This window comes from Streptococcus sp. KHUD_012 (assembly GCF_052588255.1).
Map to the genome: position 1 here is coordinate 1,393,152 of NZ_CP159355.1, position 16,205 is coordinate 1,409,356.

The following is a 16,205-nucleotide window of genomic DNA, read 5'->3' on the forward strand; positions in this document are numbered from 1 at the left end:
GCTTCCTGTAAAAGATGTTCCAAATCTTTAATTTCATAACCTTATAACTAATTAGATCTTTAATAGTTTAAAAAATTATTATCTAATATTATTCTACCATAATCTCTCTTACTTCAGTACTGCAAGAATCTGACGAATCATGTCTGGATCCCCGTCTGGCAATGTCACCGTTTCAGCATGGTCCAAGATCCCTTGGGTAAATTGCGTCATAAACTCTTCACTATTGAGTTCATCTGCAGACTGTTGCCAATGGCTCGGTACAGGATAGATCGTCACCGTCCCATCACCGTTGGATGCATAAGTCACATGGCCTTCTGCAGAAATAGGAGTAAACAACTGACGAACGTCTTTGGGATAATCAACTCCTAGCCCACCATAGTAAATTTTCGTACCAGCACTCTTCTCATTAATACTCAATTCTGTCGGTACAGACTTGATCACATAAGCCCAGACACGCGCAGCTTCGACCTGAGCAGCGGTGTAGCCTGGATAATCATTCTGATCCGCCTTCTTCGAAGACTTGACCTCGCTATCCGATCGAGTATTCCACTTTTTGGCCTTACTCGTTTTAGACGTACTACTGCTATCATCTGTATCAGCTTGCTCCCGATCTTTCGGTTGCTCTTTCTTGCGATAGTAGAAATTGTCATCATCGCCATAAGCCGGTGACTGACCAGCCCAGATCCGATCCTTGGACTTATCCGAAGCATCGTCTTTGCCCGCTTTCTGACCCTTTGGAAGGAGCAAAAGACCGTAGCCTCCAACACCCGACTTGGCACTAACCGTCATCTCAGCGATCTGGTCCTTCTGCTTAAAGTTCGATGCATCAAGCTCAACATCCTCGCTGACCAAGCCCTTATCATCAAAGACCAGCTCATTACCACGACCATCGATCCAAGTCCCCTTGATACTCGAGTAGTCCTTAGCCTTGATGGCTTTTAAATCCATACCAGACTGTTTCTTTTCCGAAGTACTGGTCTGCTTGGTATCCGAACTCTTAGGCGACACCGTCCTCTGAGGACGACCACACGAAGCCAAGACCAAAGCAGAAAGCACAATTACCAAACCTTTTTTCATATCCATCTCCCTTCACACACCTACTATTTTAGAAAAATAAGGAAGGAGAGTCAAAGAAAAAGTGAAGGTGAGAATCAATTAATGACCTAAAAGTCTGTAAAATTATGATTTGAATTTCTCAAGAAAAAGAAGCTCAATGTATCGAGCTACTAGACCATCATTTTTTGTTTTTCTTGTTTTGGGATCATTCGAAAGAACACAGCTTTAAAACAAGGAAACATTGATACTATCAACTCCACACATCCTACATAGACAGTTTCACTTATGTTGTTTAATATGCTTCAAAACTATATTTTAAACAATTTATTTAATCTTTCTAACTCTAATACACTCATATATACTTCTACTCCAGTAACTACCTCCTTACTATAAATAATTCCACAAGAAAACACAATCCTCTTCTCACTCAAAATATTTGACAATATTACAAATGATTCCAAAACATAATCCTCTATAGTAATAAAACAATTATTTTCATCTTTAAAAAACTTTATAAATCCAATATCCTTACACCTATCACGAAAATGAAACCTAAGTGATTTTAAAAAATAATCAAAAAACACATCACTATCCATAGAAATCCCTTTCATTTTTAAAATATTCTGTTATATCATAAAAAAATAAGTTTTAGGACCATTCGAAACAACACAGCTCTAAAACATCAACACTCGGTCATAAGTGAACTACTCCGCAAAAGTTAGACAGAAAAAATCTAACTTTTGGGGTGCAGTTCAACTGTCAGTGTTTTCTTTTCTATCTCTATCCCCTGCCGAAATATAAAATATGCTTAGAAAGCCTATTCTAATGGGCTTTTAGAAAATTTTGGTCTACTTTTTAACTATCTTATTTTTTGACTGACCTTCGCTTTAATACTTTTAATCCCTAATAAATTGATTAATTTTATTCTTCTTAGTTGTTCTTTACTCCGGCAATTCTACCTTCAAGCTCATATCCGTCGGTTGCAATACCTTCTGAACCGCTGCGAGGAAGGCTAAGACGTTATCCGATGGAGAATATTGGAAAGTAATATGGATAACTTTTTTATCAAACTTATCGCCATATCTCTCCACATATTGCTTGCTTTCGAGGAAGTGAATGTAATTGTTAATTTTTTCCTGCAGAATTTCCAGATGAACTGCTTCTATCTCTTCCTGCCAGCCGACTGAATCCACCAGAAGAAGCTCTAAATGATTATCAACTATACCAATAGCGTCAAGTTCGCTAGGTTCTAGTTCTGAAACAATAGCTTTTTTTACAAGAGCTTTAAACTCTTCAACATCAAACAACTCACGTTGATCTTCTATATTTGGTAGCATAGTTTCAGGATGATTACGTATATAGTTTCTATCAATATCATCTTGCTTACTTAAGGGCCAGTGCCCTGTTTCGGCATAAATCATCACCTCATATGCTTCCCTAGAAGATTGAAATGCTTTATCCATTAGTTCCTTAGTAATGGGATAGCATACTTCTGAGCCCATAGCTCCTCCAACTTCTTTAAAGAAGCTAATTTCGTAATAACCATCTGTTTCATATACAACAAATCCATCGCCTCTATGTACAATCGTATTGGAATGATTATAATCATCTAACTCATCTGCCTTTGGCCAAAGATGATGTTCACAATAAAACATTACTTCTAAAGCATCTTTTTCTGATTTTGAAACACGTTCTGCTAATTTTTGGCTAATGGGAAAGTTAAGCACTTCTTTCCCTCTACTCCACAGAATCTGATAATCATTGTTGTTTTTTAATATCGTACAATTTTTGTATTGTTGAATTTCTGTTGTCATACTATTTCTTTTTGTCTATTTCAATGGTGATACATAATCGTCTGGAAGTTTGCCTCTCCGGTCAATACATTTTTGTTCAGCAAGTGGAATTAATGTCTCAAGCTCTTCCTCAATAGGCGATGCCATCTTTTACCCATTTTCTAGTTTCTAACTCCAAATTAAAATAGAAATCTCTTCGACCAGATTTATCAAAACAATCCTCTTTAAGAGCCTCGCATACAATTCTCAGTTTCTTCTTACTTATCTCAGAAATATATAACATAGTAAATCCTGAAGGAGATTCAATTTGGTCGATTTTCTTACCTTCTAAATTATAAACCTCTAGTTCTGATGGAACGTCAAAATCGCTGGATGAGCGAAATATACTGAAGATACGCTGATATTTAGGGCTAAAGCGAAGATGATGTAAATGATGAAAACTAATCTGATGCTTCCCATTATGATTCCAATCCAGGGTTCCTTCTAGTAAATTTTGTTGCCATAACAATTTTCCTTCTAAACTAAAGTAGAAAATGATTTTGCTTACAAAGTTTTCTCCACTATAGACGATAACAATGTTCTCATCTTTATTATATTCCGCATGAATGATATCTGGTAGTTCTATCTTTATTACGCAACCATCCCACTCCCATGTGACCATCCGTTCACCGTAATCAATTTTCATCATCCTTCTCCTACTCTAACTCAGATAAATTCGAGATGTATTGTTTGCTCAGTCATCATGGAATCCACTTCCTCGACAAGTTTATCTATCTCGTTCTGTGTGATACGAATGTGGTTGTAGGTGGCTCCCAATTCTGTATACTTAACCTATATACAATAAAGCTTCCATCAGTCAACAATTCTACCTCTGCTTTTAAAGCATAGCCTTTTCATAGTCAAATGTGATGGTAGATCTTATACCAAAAATTTTCATTATTCTTCCTTTTCTTATATCTCTTTTAGGCCAAACTTGTAAATCACTTAGAAGTCTTTTAAATTTGGTATTCCAAAATGATGAGACTACCTTAAAAAATCAATGTTACGTTTTCCCCTATTATACCACACCATGGATATTTTATGACCTTTGCCAACATTTGGCTAAAGAAAAAACACTGGCGAATCAGTGTTTTACTTATCTATATTGTCCCCTGCCGGAATCGAACCAGCAACTACTCCTTAGGAGGGAGTTGTTATATCCATTGAACTAAGGGGACCGATAAAAAAAGAAGCGAGATCACTCCCGCCTCCTTGTTCGTCTTAACGACGGATTTCTTTAATACGAGCTGCTTTACCTTGCAATGCACGAAGGTAGTACAATTTCGCACGACGTACTTTACCGTAACGTACAACTTCAATCTTTTCTACACGTGGAGTGTGTACTGGGAATGTACGTTCAACACCGACACCGTTAGAGATTTTACGAACAGTGTACATTTCAGTGTGTCCTTGACCTTTACGAGCGATAACAACGCCTTCAAAGATCTGGATACGTTCACGAGATCCTTCGACAACTTTCGCGTGTACACGAACAGTGTCACCAGGACGGAATGCAGGGATATCAGTACGAAGTTGACCTTCAGTCAAGCTTTGGATTAATGGATTCATTTTATTCTCCTATCTTCGTCAATCTTGAGGGACCTCCCTCAGCGGATAAACTGTATTTTTGTGCTTCCATTACGCACAGAAACTATCATATCAGATAATTTCAGGTTTGTAAAGCTCTTTTCTCTACTTTTTCGCAACTTTTTGGCCGGAATAAATGCTCCACTCTTTTGGTAGGCAATAGGCGATAGCACAAGCAATGACAAAGAAAGGAAGATTGGCATAGCCAAAGACTTCTCCTCCGATCAAGATCGGTGCGAGCAAGGTCGTCGTCGCACTGCCAAAGACACTGGCATAACCAATAGCGGCCACGACTAAGACTGGTAGGCCCAGCATAGGGGCAAGAAAGACTCCAAGCGTAGCTCCGATCGCAAAGAGCGGTGTCACTTCTCCCCCTTGGTATCCAGCAGAGATGGTCACTACGGTAAAGAGGAGCTTCAAGATCCAGTCATAACTCTGCGCTCTACCCTGATGAAAAGCCACATCAATCAGATTGGTTCCAAGTCCACTATAAGTACCGACCTTGGTCAGCTGGAGGGTTAAGAGGACCAAACTAAGTCCAGCCCCTATAAGCGCAATCCGGATATAAGGATTAGGTAAGACTTGAGCGACTGTTTTCTTCAACCATGAAAGGCTAACAGCAAAGAGTTTCCCAGCGAGACCAAAAGCTAGGCCAAGAAGGGCAACTTTGATCAAGGTCTCTGGTGTCCAGCTCAGCGTTTCTTTTAGTGGCACAGCAAATTTCTCCAAGCCAAGGGCATGAGAGGTGAAGCTAGCCACGATTGAGGCAATGAGCGCTGGATAGAGAGCCATCAACTGCAACTCCCCAACTGTCAAGACTTCAAGAGCAAAGAAGGTTGCTGCCAGTGGCGTCTGAAAGAGACCCGCAAAACCGGCTGCCATCCCGGTCATGAGAAAGATACGCGAAGCATCTGGAATCTTGATATGACGCGCAAAACGATGCGAAAGGGTCGCTCCGATCTGGACCGCTACGCCTTCCCGACCGACCGAACCACCAAAGAGGTGGCTCATCCAGGTCGTCAGCATGATCAAAGGTACCAAGACCAAGGGGATTCTCTCCTCACGCGCGTGTCCGACATCAAAGATGAGGCCCATCCCTTTTGAAGCCTTGCCACCAAAACGTTTATAAAGATAAACGATGACAAGCCCCGCTAAGGCTAGAAAAAGAATCAAAGGCCAATGCTGGCTACGGAAATCTCCTATCAAGAGAAGACCTTGACCAAAAATCATGTCAATGGCACCGACCAAGAGACCAATGAATAGCGCCATCCCTGTTAGGACCACATACTGTTGTGCTTTTTGCTTGATCGATAGACTAGTCACGCGCCCTCACCTCCTCTTGATAGTCTCTCGAGCGCTTCATCATATCTTGAAACTGAGCTTGAATGGTCGCACGATACTGTTCATCCGTCACGAGAGAGCCGACTTTCTCAAGTACCTCTCTTTCCCTTCCTTGATCGAGCACAGGTAAGCGCTGCTGCTCCTTATATTTTACAATCTGACCGACACAGACCATCCGTCTTTCCAGCAAGGCTACAAGCTCTTGATCGATCTGGTCAATGTCCTTACGAATCTGATCTAAATCCATGTGTCTCCTCTTTTTTTGGATATAAATCGAGGCTGTAATCCATCGATCCAACCTCTTAGTCATTAATTTGCTTTTGCTACAAGTTCTTCTGCAAAGGCTTCTAATTTTTCGATGTCTTCGTCTTCTGCAGACAAATCAACTTTGACACACTCAGAACCTTTTTCAGCACCAGTCGCAGCGAAGCAACGGTCGAAATCATCAACTGCTTTACAGAATTCATCGTAGAAGGTATCACCTGATCCTACCACACCGTAAAGTTTGCCTTTGAGATCAAGGCCAGCCAAATCTTCGTAGAAATCTTGGATCTCATCTGGAAGCTCCCCATCGCCGTAAGTATAAGTCGCTACCACTGCGATATCCGCATCAAGGAAGTCCTCCGCATCCACAGTTGTACACTCATCCACATCTACTTCGACACCAAGATCACGGAATTTGTCCGCTACGATATCAGCAATTTCTTCAGTATTTCCAGTCATACTAGCAAAAACAATCTTCGCTACAGTCATAATTTCCTCCCAAAAGCTATTTCCCGTATTATACCACTTTTTCAAGCATTTTGCACGAAACCTTTCCCGATAAGCTGAAAGAAGGGACACGTTTCAAGAAATTGGACCGATTCAACCTAATCGCCCTCGTTTTCTTCTTGAATTGCTTTAATCGTTCAATTATTATCCGTTTTCCTTCTCCAACTCGTACTCCTCTTTAATATCTTTAATACGCTGGATTTCTTCATCCAGTTTTTTATTAAATTCAGATTCAGTCTTATATGGATATGAAAAACGGCTCCAGGTATACCACTTCAACCCATCTTTCCCTTTAAAATACCATTCAAGTTTGATCGGTAAATAATCTTGATTATAGGTGATCCGAACTTTGGAAAATTGATTCTTTTTATTTATAACTTTGGCTTCAAAATCAGGAGTCTTCCCTTCCTTCACTAGAGATTTAGTAATCAACGATTTCGGATCTCGCTCAATAATAAAGTTTGATTTTTCGATCTCTTCTCTTGAAACTTTTAAGTTCAAAATTGCGGAAGTGACATTTTGGTATAAGAATAAATGATATCTGTCATCAGGCTTTTCATCTGAACTACCATCATACATCTTCCCATTTTTTTCAACTACCTGAGTTATACTATAAAAATTATTACTCTTTAAATCATAGCCATTCTCAAAATTAAATTTATATAAATTTTCATTTTCCGAATCATCTACAACAATAAACCTTTGATGTTCTAATATCGATTTTGAATTTTCTTGAGTCTTACCTCTTTGAACAACAATGAAAATTCCAGCAATAACTACAAGAATCAAAGCAACTAGAAAGACTTTGAAATTGAATCGCTTCTTTTTAATTTCTTTCACCATATCCATCCATTCTACCAAAATATGTACCTAAAAGGAAGTGTCTTCCTAACTATAAAGCTGGGCCTTATATAAGCTCAGCTTTATTTCAATAAGAGGTTAATCGCCCTCATTTTCCATTTGAATTTCTTTAATATCTTTGATTTCTTCATCCAATTTCTTATCAAAATCAGCCTTATTTTTAAATGGGTAAGAGTAGGTACGCCAAGTGTACCATTTTAAGCCTTCTTTACCTTTATAGTACCACTCGATTTTAGTTGGCAAGAATTCTTTGTTATAGGTGATACGGACTTTAGAGAATTTACTATCTTTTTTTAAAAACCTCGATTCAAATTCTGGAGGATATTCTTCTTTCATCAATTTATCGTCCAAAAATCTTTTCGGTGAGCTAGTAATTTGATAGTTGGATTTCTTAATTTCATCAGTAGAAATTTTCTTACTTAATAGAACTGATGATAGTTCTTCATTTACTGCAGATTTGTAATACTGTTTACGATCCCAGTCCGCTTTATAACCACCATAAACTGTATCGTCTTTCACTGCCGTTTCATCATTATAGTAATATTCTTTTTTCTCAAGGTCCACCCCAACCTCAAAATGCTCATCGGTAGAATCTCCCATTTTAATCATGACAAATCGTTGTCTATTTAAAATATTCAATGCATATTGATTGTTACTACAACTACTTAGGAATACTGCAATAAGCATTACGACCAGCACTACCACAATTGTTTTTGAAAAATGTAACCATCGTTTTCTTTTAATTGACTGTTTAATTTCTTTCATCATATCCATCCATTCTACCAAAATATTGAACTTATGTAAAACCGCTTCCATAGCTCCTAATTAGTGATAAATGCTTGCTGGATGGGCCTTTTTTATGTTAAAATTGACAGAGAAAATGAGGTAATGTATGAACGTAATGAATGAAATTCTTGAAAAGATTCAAGCTTATGACACGATTATTATCCACCGTCATCAAAATCCGGATCCGGATGCGATTGGTAGCCAGGTGGGCTTGCGGGATCTCCTGCGTGCGCACTTCCCTCAAAAGCGGGTCTTGGCAACTGGCTATGATGAACCGACCTTGACTTGGCTTGCTGAGATGGATACTGTCAGCGATGAGGATTATAATGGAGCTTTGGTGATTGTCTGTGATACGGCCAATACTCCCCGCATCGATGACAAGCGCTATACGTCTGGTGATTTCCTGATCAAGATCGACCACCACCCAACTGACGATGCTTATGGCGATCTGCTCTGGGTCGATACTGAGTCTAGCTCTACCAGTGAGTTGATTGCACTTTTTGCTAAGGAATTGGATCTTGAACTTCCTGTATGTGCTGCGCGTCTTCTCTATGCTGGGATTGTCGGCGATACAGGTCGCTTCCTTTATCCTGCCACTTCGACTCGGACCTTTGAGATCGCTGCCTATCTTCGAAGTATTCCCTTTGATTTTACAGCACTTGCTCGGCAGATGGATACGATCAATCTCAAAACAGCTAAGCTTCAAGGCTATGTCTATGACCATCTTGAGATCGATGAACATGGCGCTGCGCGTGTGACCCTAACACAAGAACTCTTGAAGAAATTTGATCTACGTGATTCAGAGACTGCTGCAATTGTCGGAGCTCCTGGACGCATCGATACCGTATCTGTTTGGGCTATCTTTGTTGAGCAGGCCGACGGTCACTTCCGTGTCCGGATGCGTAGCAAACGAAAAGTGATCAACGAAATTGCCAAACGTCATAATGGTGGTGGCCATCCACTAGCTAGCGGAGCCAACTCCTACTCCCTCGAAGAAAACGACCAAATCTACAAAGAGCTACAAGAAGTGGCTCGCACGAACGAAGGCTGAGAACGGTTTCTCAGCCTTTTTATCTTGGTCATGGGGTTTTCATTTGATATTTCTTATGGTAAAATAAAGCTAATAAATTTTAAGGAGACTTATTATGGAAAAAAATCGTTTGTTTATCATTATCTCTGCTGCGGTAGCGATTCTTAGCTCTTTCTTGCCATGGGCAAGCCTTAATGCTGGTGCCTTTGGTTCATACAGCTGGAATGGCCTTCACGGAGATGGATGGTTCGTTATTATCTTCGCAGTCGTTGCGATTGTCCTTGCTTGCTTGAACGATGTGAAATCTTCACTACCAAAAGGTTTTGCAATTGGTGTTATCGTATCAGGGGCTCTCTCAACTATCGTAACATTGATCGATCTATTTGGTGTAAACAAATATGCTGTTAACTTCAATGGTTATGGCGTTTCAATTGGCTTTGGTTTGATCCTTGCTTTAATCGCATCAATCGCTATTGTTGTAACTGGTCTCTTGGCGATGTCAGGTGGTAAAATCACTAAAGGAACCTTCGAAGAACTTGCTGAATCTGGTAAAGGATTTGCCCAATCAGTTGGACGTGTGACAACTTCTACTGTAAAAACTGCTGTAGATGAAATCAAAAAAGAAACTCACGAACACACTGAGGGACAAGCTGATCAACCGGTTGAAGCACCAAAAGATCCAAATCAATCTGAACAATAATAATATCAGAATCACCTTGGCTTAGCCAGGGTGATTTTTTTGACCATTATTTTAAATAAAATTAGTGAAAATACTTGTCAAGATCCTGGAAATTTGGTAAACTAGCTTAGTAACAATCTATGGCTCGGAAAGAGACCATGGCAGAAAGGAAATATTGCAAAATGAAAAAAGATATCCATCCAGAATATCGCCCTGTTGTCTTCATGGACACTACTACTGGTTACAAGTTCGTCAGCGGTTCAACTAAGTACTCTAGCGAAACAGTTGAATTCGAAGGTGAAACTTACCCATTGATCCGTGTTGAAATTTCATCAGACTCACACCCATTCTACACTGGACGTCAAAAGTTCACTCAAGCAGATGGACGTGTGGATCGTTTCAACAAAAAATACGGTCTCAAATAAGAACCAACACAGAACCACTTCCCTTTCGGGAGTGGTTTTTTTGATCCCTGTTTCTTTTATTGTGAACGCACAAAATAAGAGGTTAGGATGTTTGATCCCAACCTCTTTTTTCATCTTAATGGAACTGCATTCCACCATCTACGATAATGGTTTGTCCTGTGATGTAGTTTGAATCAGGTCCAGCAAGGAAGCTAACCGCTGCTGCTACATCTTCTGGTTCAGAAAGACGTTTCAAAGTGATATCTTTAGCGAATGTTTGCATACCCCATTCGTCGTCTTTGCCCGCGTTCTTACCAACTTCATGAGCAATGTCAAACATCATTGGAGTCTTAACGATACCTGGTGCATAAGCATTGACAGTGATTCCTGAATCCGCCAAGTCACGCGCCAAGGTTTGCGTAATCCCACGAACAGCAAACTTGGTCCCACCATAAATAGTCAAGTTTGGATTTCCGACAACCCCTGCTTGTGAAGTCGCATTGATGATCTTCCCACCATGACCCAGTGCTTTGAACTGAGCTTGAGCTGCTTGTGCACCCCAGATCACGCCACCAACGTTAATAGCAAATGTACGTGTAAATTGTTCTTCTGTAATCGTATCAAGTGGTGTAGTTGGCGCAACACCTGCATTGTTTACGACAACATTCAAATCACCAAAATGGTCAACAACTTTTCGGAAAGCTGCACCCACTTCTTCTTTTTTAGACACATCAGCTACGACTGCAAAAGCATTATCTGCTGACAACTCAGCAACTGCTTTTTCAGCTGTTTCAGCATTGTAGTCCAATACTCCAACCTTAAAGCCATCTTGCACCAAGCGTTTTGCGATTGCAAAACCAATTCCTTGACCAGCACCTGTGACAATAGCTACTTTAGACATATGATTCCTCCTTGGTATCAATGATACCAGCAAACGTTCCTATCAGAACAGCAAGGGTTGACAACTAGTTTTGATGGGGTCTTTTATAAATATCCGACAAAACTATGCTAACAGTATACTCCTTTGTGAAAAAAGTGTCAAACTCTGGCCTGTTATTTTTTAAAAAAAGTTTATTTATATGATATTTTTATTTAGTGATAAGTGAACGAAAGCGTGAAATAGAGTATGGCTTTTAGCCAAAACAGATAATTGTTCTATACTGTAAAAGCTACATAAAAAGAGAGTGGGACAAAAGTCCTAGCCTCTCAATTGTCTTTGAATTGTCGAGCAAGACGCAGTGGTTGAGTGGGCTCTACTACGCTGATTTCATCAGCTTTTAAAGCCCTACTCAACTGTGCGGAGGTGGGACGACGAAATCGAATTCTAACGAATTACCGATTTCTGTCCCACTCTCTCTCATAAACTATTCGTTTGATTGATACCTTTAGTCATCAGACTCCGCAAATACTTGAGTGGCTTTGACTGCTTTCTTCCACCCCTTGTACAGCTCTTCCTTACGAGATTCATCCATCTTGGGTTCAAAGATTTGGGCTGCTCCATGAAGAGATTTTAATTCTTCCAAGTCCTTCCAATAGCCTACGGTCAGACCTGCTAGGAAGGCTGCTCCTAAAGCCGTTGTTTCCAAGTTTTTCGCGCGGGCAATCGAAATTCCAAGAATATCTGCCTGAAACTGCATTAAGTAATCATTTTTCGCTGCTCCTCCGTCTACTTTTAGGACAGGGATAGGAGTCTTGGCATCTACCTGCATGGTGTCGATGATATCGCGTACTTGATAGGCAATGGATTGAAGGGTTGCCTTGATAAAGTCTTCCTTGGTTGTTCCCCTGGTAAGCCCAAAGACAGAACCACGCGCCTCTTGATTCCAATATGGTGCTCCAAGACCAGTAAAGGCAGGAACCACATAGATTTCATCCTGGTTCTGAGACTTCAGAGCATAGGCCTCAGATTCAGGAGAACTGTCGATCATACGCAGACCGTCACGAAGCCATTGAATGGCACTTCCAGCGATAAAGATAGATCCTTCAAGGGCATAGTAGACCTTACCATTAATCCCATAACCAATCGTCGTCAGCAAGTTATTCTCTGATAACTGCATCTCCTCACCTGTATTCATGATGATGAAAGATCCAGTTCCATAAGTATTTTTGACCATCCCAGGTTCAAAGGCCAATTGGCCAAAGAGAGCAGCCTGCTGGTCTCCCGCCATCCCTGCAATCGGCACTTGTCCACCGTAGAAATGGAAAGGAGCTGTCTTGCCATAGATTTCAGAGTTTGAACGAACTTCAGGAAGCATGGCTTTAGGAATGTTGAGGATTTCTAAGATTTCATCGTCCCATTTCAGTTCCTTGATATTGTAAAGCATGGTCCGCGCAGCATTGGAATAGTCTGTCACGTGGGCAGCTCCATCCGTCAGCTTCCAGACCAGCCAAGTATCAATGGTTCCAAAGAGCAATTCGCCTTTCTCCGCACGCTCTTGTGCCCCATCAACATGGTCCAAAATCCAACGGACTTTAGTTGCTGAAAAGTAGGCATCAATGACTAAACCTGTCTTTTGGTGGAAGGTTTCTACATAGCCTTTGTTTTTGAGCTCTTCAGCTAGTGGGGCAGTTTGACGAGATTGCCAGACAATAGCATTGTAAATAGGAAGCCCCGTGTTCTTATCCCAAACAACTGTCGTCTCCCGTTGATTGGTAATGCCGATCGCCTCTATTTGATTTGGCTTGATGCCACTTTCGATAAAGACCTCAGCGATCACCGACTGAACCGAGTTCCAAATCTCATTGGCATTATGCTCCACCCAACCAGCCTGCGGGAAAATTTGAGTGAATTCCTTTTGACTAGAGCTAACTTGCTCGCCTTTTTTATTAAAAATGATAGCCCGCGAACTAGTGGTTCCCTGGTCAATCGCCATAATGAAAGTTTCTTGAGACATAAACTGCCCTCCTAAATTCGATACTTAAAAATCTTGTTCTTTCATCAACTAGTATACTCTATTTCATCATGGATTTGTATCCATTTTTTTAAGAAAATCCGGTCTAAAATTTTCCTACTACTTCTAACTCTATCAGAACAAGTTAAAAGAGCCCCGAGGCTCTTTTAACTTGTGGTTCAAATGCTTATCAAGATCTGTTCTGATCTAACCGATTTAAAAACTCCATGGTCGGACTGTCTTGGTAAAGTTCTTTGAGAGGAATCTTCTGATAGACAGCTATTTCGTCCGCAGTCACCCCGTAACGAATCAAGAGATCATAAATACGATTTAAATCATGACGTAATTCATCCGTAATGAGGACATTATCGCTCGTTTCTTTTGTTTTCCAATAATAAGAGGGCAGAACTTCCTTGGTTTCTATTAAAATAGTTTGCAATAAAGTTCCGCCATGACTATCCTTCTGAGAGATATCTGCTCCAAGTTCTAACATTTTTTTAAAAACCTTGAAGGATTGGTCAGCCTTTTCCTTAGACGAATACATTTCATATTGGCCATTCCAGCGTTTGATCATGCGCCTGCAGTCAAATACAGCTCGTCCACCGGCTGTTTGGATGACTGGTTGACAAAATGGATTCAGCTCTGTCGGCTCTTCGATAAAGTTAAGATCTGCCCCTCTATCAATGAGTAAGTCTGCAATATCTAAATGTCCCGATTTGATAGCGACTTGAAGGAGTGACTGTCCCTGATCTCTTTTAGGTTTGTCACCCGAAACAGCATTGACTTCTTCAGGCTTTTTATCCAATATCTGACGGACTCCCTCTATATCTCCTCTTCGCAACAACTGAAAGGTTTTTTGCATGGTCTTTCCCCCTCTCATTATAGATAAAAATAACACTATGTTGATACTTTGATCCTATATCTAGCATCTTCATTAAACTGATTATAGCATTTTATGGACTTTACATTGAATTCCTAAAGGGTAAAGATGACAGACTTCCACCGAAGAGGTACAACTCTATTTCTCTGATTTTCGTATAGCCACTAGCCAAGAGGATACAAGGATTTCGAAAATAACTAGAAAGATAATCTGAGGAAGAGAACTTTGAACCAGCATAAGGACAGCCAGACTATCAATTAGCATATGAGCGAGGATACAAGGGACAGCTCCTTTCGAGTACTCCCTAAGCGCTCCAAATAGGAAGGTATTCCCTAAGATCATCAGGTAAAAGATGAGGTAGTTGGACGAACCTGCTGTAATCCAAGGGAGTTGATAGATAGGAATATGCCAGAGGAACCAGACAATGGAAAGAAGCATCATTTTAGGTATAAAGTGCTTACTATAGGAAAGATGATCTTGTAAAAACCAACGCCAACCGACTTCTTCTAGACCGCCATATAATAAGGTCCAGGGGAAATAAAGGAAGAAGGCCAAGAGGGAGTTCCCAGTAAAGCGAACGTTCATAAGCAGGATGGAGATCCCATAATAGATGACGGGGATGAAGAATGCTAGGATCCAAGTCAGGAGACTTTCTTTTTGAAGAAAGACCTTTTTGAAAAATTCACCCAAGGAGTTGACTTCCCTCAACACAAGAGAAAAGACAGCCGCCACAATCATGGGAATCAAGTTCATTAGGATAAACAGTAGCGAGGCCCCCATACTACTCCTATCCGGGAAAAACCAAAGGATCACTTGACCTACTAGAAATGTAGCAAGGAGGGCAGTCAGTGCATACCAACTAGCGACTGATTGTTTTGAAATAAATTTGTTCATTTTTCTTCCTTTACAGTTACATACTTCTTTCTTGCAATCATGATTGCTAAACTAATAATAAGAAATTTACTGACTAGAGATAGCCATCCATCTTCATTCACTATCATCTGAGACAAGGAATTGATACAGGCATGGGTCATGACACAGATCCATAAATTTTTCGTTTTATGATACAAGGCCGATAAGATAAAGCAGTTAGTTAGCAGACCTACTAGAAACGGAAGCAACTGAATGACACCTAAAGAACCATCAATGTAGAAGTATAACAGATGCCAACTAGACCAGGCTAAAAAGGTGATTAAAGTAGCTGAAAGATACGGTATTTTTTCCTCCAAAGTTGGCTGAAAGAAATAACGCCAGCCAATTTCTTCAACTCCACCAAAAAGAAGAGCCTTAAAAAAGAGTACTACTGGCAAGACCAACGATTGAGTGGTTATCTTACCACCAAAGATAAAGGGGAAAAAGTCGAGCAGCAAGAAAACGAGCACTAAACAATAATTAGCAAAACTGTCTTTGACTTGAAAAAAATCTTTTAAAACTTGTTTGAAACTAGATTGATAGTAACTAATGCTTGCAAGACTCCCCCAAAAAGCAGATGATAAGCCAGCTAAAGCAACAGCGATGATCCCCAATGATGATGTAAAATCAACCTTGACTCCTCCTGCTCTTAAAAAACAAACCAGAAGGCTGACTCCTAATACTTGACCAAAGGTCCCTAACAAATACATAGATAGGGCTTGCTTTCTATTCATTCGCGATTCCTTTTTCTTTCAATTAATTACCAGTGCTATCTACCTTAAACCCATACCTACCTGCATTTCGTTTGAGCTTCTCCACTAGCTCTTCATTCCGCTTGCTTTTTCCAAAAAAGAAGGGAATAGTCTTTCCATTTCTAAGCTCGATATAAAAAGCATAGCGAGCCCCGCCACCAGATCGTCCACGAAAAATTGCATAGGTGATTTGCTTGATCTCTTTCAGTGGGATCCTGCGACGACTGAAACACAGAGCAACATGGATATAGAAGATTCCACGGCTAATATGGAAGGGAACAAAGAAGGGACCTCCACTACGCCTCACAATTGCCCTTCTTCTCAGGAAAAGGAAAACAGTGAAAACGAGCAAGAAAATGAGCACATATAGAATCGGAGCATACTCCATTATCTTTCTAAATTCTAACACGCTGTCTTTCATCC

The 16,205-nt window shown here is 40.3% G+C and carries 19 protein-coding genes and 1 tRNA gene; 3 read left to right on the plus strand and 17 right to left on the minus strand.

The window, feature by feature from the left end; genetic code table 11:
- Nucleotides 1-108 precede the first annotated feature (108 nt).
- The 11 genes from ABVF55_RS06665 to ABVF55_RS06715 all read right to left on the minus strand — a co-directional run bounded on the left by ABVF55_RS06665 (nucleotide 109) and on the right by ABVF55_RS06715 (nucleotide 8,264).
- The gene (locus ABVF55_RS06665; RefSeq protein ID WP_272106604.1) at nucleotides 109-1,077 is read right to left on the minus strand and encodes a DUF6287 domain-containing protein; all 969 of its coding nucleotides are present in this window, start codon (nucleotides 1,075-1,077) and stop codon (nucleotides 109-111) included.
- A gap of 287 nt (nucleotides 1,078-1,364) precedes the next feature.
- Nucleotides 1,365-1,652 (minus strand): hypothetical protein, encoded by a 288-nt coding sequence (locus tag ABVF55_RS06670; RefSeq protein WP_342984136.1) that lies wholly within the window; start codon nucleotides 1,650-1,652, stop codon nucleotides 1,365-1,367.
- A gap of 345 nt (nucleotides 1,653-1,997) precedes the next feature.
- Nucleotides 1,998-2,711 (minus strand): DUF6572 domain-containing protein, encoded by a 714-nt coding sequence (locus ABVF55_RS06675; RefSeq protein WP_445285648.1) that lies wholly within the window; start codon nucleotides 2,709-2,711, stop codon nucleotides 1,998-2,000.
- A 268-nt stretch (nucleotides 2,712-2,979) separates the two neighbouring features.
- Nucleotides 2,980-3,534, minus strand: a complete 555-nt coding sequence (locus tag ABVF55_RS06680; protein WP_049513781.1) for a hypothetical protein — start codon at nucleotides 3,532-3,534, stop codon at nucleotides 2,980-2,982.
- Between the two features lie 460 nt (nucleotides 3,535-3,994).
- A tRNA-Arg gene (locus ABVF55_RS06685) sits at nucleotides 3,995-4,066 on the minus strand.
- A 43-nt stretch (nucleotides 4,067-4,109) separates the two neighbouring features.
- Complete coding sequence (rplS, locus tag ABVF55_RS06690) at nucleotides 4,110-4,457, minus strand: 50S ribosomal protein L19 (protein WP_003003254.1); 348 nt, start codon at nucleotides 4,455-4,457, stop codon at nucleotides 4,110-4,112.
- Nucleotides 4,458-4,580: 123 nt separating this feature from the next.
- Nucleotides 4,581-5,744, minus strand: a complete 1,164-nt coding sequence (locus ABVF55_RS06695; RefSeq protein ID WP_445285649.1) for a chloride channel protein — start codon at nucleotides 5,742-5,744, stop codon at nucleotides 4,581-4,583.
- 46 nt (nucleotides 5,745-5,790) lie between these two features.
- On the minus strand, nucleotides 5,791-6,063 hold the full coding sequence (locus ABVF55_RS06700; protein ID WP_320909242.1) for a chorismate mutase: 273 nt from the start codon (nucleotides 6,061-6,063) through the stop codon (nucleotides 5,791-5,793).
- Nucleotides 6,064-6,125: 62 nt separating this feature from the next.
- Nucleotides 6,126-6,569, minus strand: a complete 444-nt coding sequence (locus ABVF55_RS06705; protein WP_003007049.1) for a flavodoxin — start codon at nucleotides 6,567-6,569, stop codon at nucleotides 6,126-6,128.
- 162 nt (nucleotides 6,570-6,731) lie between these two features.
- Nucleotides 6,732-7,430: a hypothetical protein gene (locus ABVF55_RS06710; protein WP_445285084.1), complete on the minus strand. Its 699-nt coding sequence runs from the start codon at nucleotides 7,428-7,430 to the stop codon at nucleotides 6,732-6,734.
- 96 nt (nucleotides 7,431-7,526) lie between these two features.
- Nucleotides 7,527-8,264, minus strand: a complete 738-nt coding sequence (locus tag ABVF55_RS06715) for a hypothetical protein (protein ID WP_445285085.1) — start codon at nucleotides 8,262-8,264, stop codon at nucleotides 7,527-7,529.
- A gap of 76 nt (nucleotides 8,265-8,340) precedes the next feature.
- Here ABVF55_RS06715 and ABVF55_RS06720 point away from each other — a divergent pair, with 76 nt between their 5' ends.
- From ABVF55_RS06720 to ABVF55_RS06730, 3 genes are all read left to right on the plus strand, one after another.
- Nucleotides 8,341-9,285, plus strand: a complete 945-nt coding sequence (locus tag ABVF55_RS06720; RefSeq protein ID WP_445285086.1) for a DHH family phosphoesterase — start codon at nucleotides 8,341-8,343, stop codon at nucleotides 9,283-9,285.
- A 94-nt stretch (nucleotides 9,286-9,379) separates the two neighbouring features.
- The gene (locus ABVF55_RS06725) at nucleotides 9,380-9,964 is read left to right on the plus strand and encodes a 34 kDa antigenic family protein (protein ID WP_150905952.1); all 585 of its coding nucleotides are present in this window, start codon (nucleotides 9,380-9,382) and stop codon (nucleotides 9,962-9,964) included.
- A 161-nt stretch (nucleotides 9,965-10,125) separates the two neighbouring features.
- A complete protein-coding gene (locus tag ABVF55_RS06730; RefSeq protein ID WP_021153079.1) occupies nucleotides 10,126-10,368 on the plus strand; it encodes a type B 50S ribosomal protein L31 in 243 nt (80 codons plus the stop codon).
- 115 nt (nucleotides 10,369-10,483) lie between these two features.
- On the opposite strand, the gene ABVF55_RS06735 is transcribed toward ABVF55_RS06730, so the two are convergent.
- The 6 genes from ABVF55_RS06735 to ABVF55_RS06760 all read right to left on the minus strand — a co-directional run bounded on the left by ABVF55_RS06735 (nucleotide 10,484) and on the right by ABVF55_RS06760 (nucleotide 16,203).
- Nucleotides 10,484-11,248, minus strand: coding sequence for a (S)-acetoin forming diacetyl reductase (locus tag ABVF55_RS06735; RefSeq protein WP_445285087.1), 765 nt, complete (start codon nucleotides 11,246-11,248; stop codon nucleotides 10,484-10,486).
- 484 nt (nucleotides 11,249-11,732) lie between these two features.
- Nucleotides 11,733-13,241, minus strand: coding sequence for a glycerol kinase GlpK (gene glpK, locus ABVF55_RS06740; RefSeq protein ID WP_445285088.1), 1,509 nt, complete (start codon nucleotides 13,239-13,241; stop codon nucleotides 11,733-11,735).
- Nucleotides 13,242-13,428: 187 nt separating this feature from the next.
- A complete protein-coding gene (locus ABVF55_RS06745) occupies nucleotides 13,429-14,100 on the minus strand; it encodes an ankyrin repeat domain-containing protein (RefSeq protein ID WP_445285089.1) in 672 nt (223 codons plus the stop codon).
- Between the two features lie 156 nt (nucleotides 14,101-14,256).
- The gene (locus tag ABVF55_RS06750) at nucleotides 14,257-15,012 is read right to left on the minus strand and encodes a CPBP family intramembrane glutamic endopeptidase (RefSeq protein WP_445285090.1); all 756 of its coding nucleotides are present in this window, start codon (nucleotides 15,010-15,012) and stop codon (nucleotides 14,257-14,259) included.
- Entirely contained in the window at nucleotides 15,009-15,764 is a 756-nt protein-coding gene (locus ABVF55_RS06755) for a CPBP family intramembrane glutamic endopeptidase (RefSeq protein WP_342986649.1), read from the minus strand. Before ABVF55_RS06755 ends, ABVF55_RS06750 begins: the two co-directional genes overlap by 4 nt.
- 22 nt (nucleotides 15,765-15,786) lie before the next feature.
- Nucleotides 15,787-16,203, minus strand: coding sequence for a hypothetical protein (locus tag ABVF55_RS06760; protein WP_037615661.1), 417 nt, complete (start codon nucleotides 16,201-16,203; stop codon nucleotides 15,787-15,789).
- Between the last annotated feature and the right edge of the window lie 2 nt (nucleotides 16,204-16,205).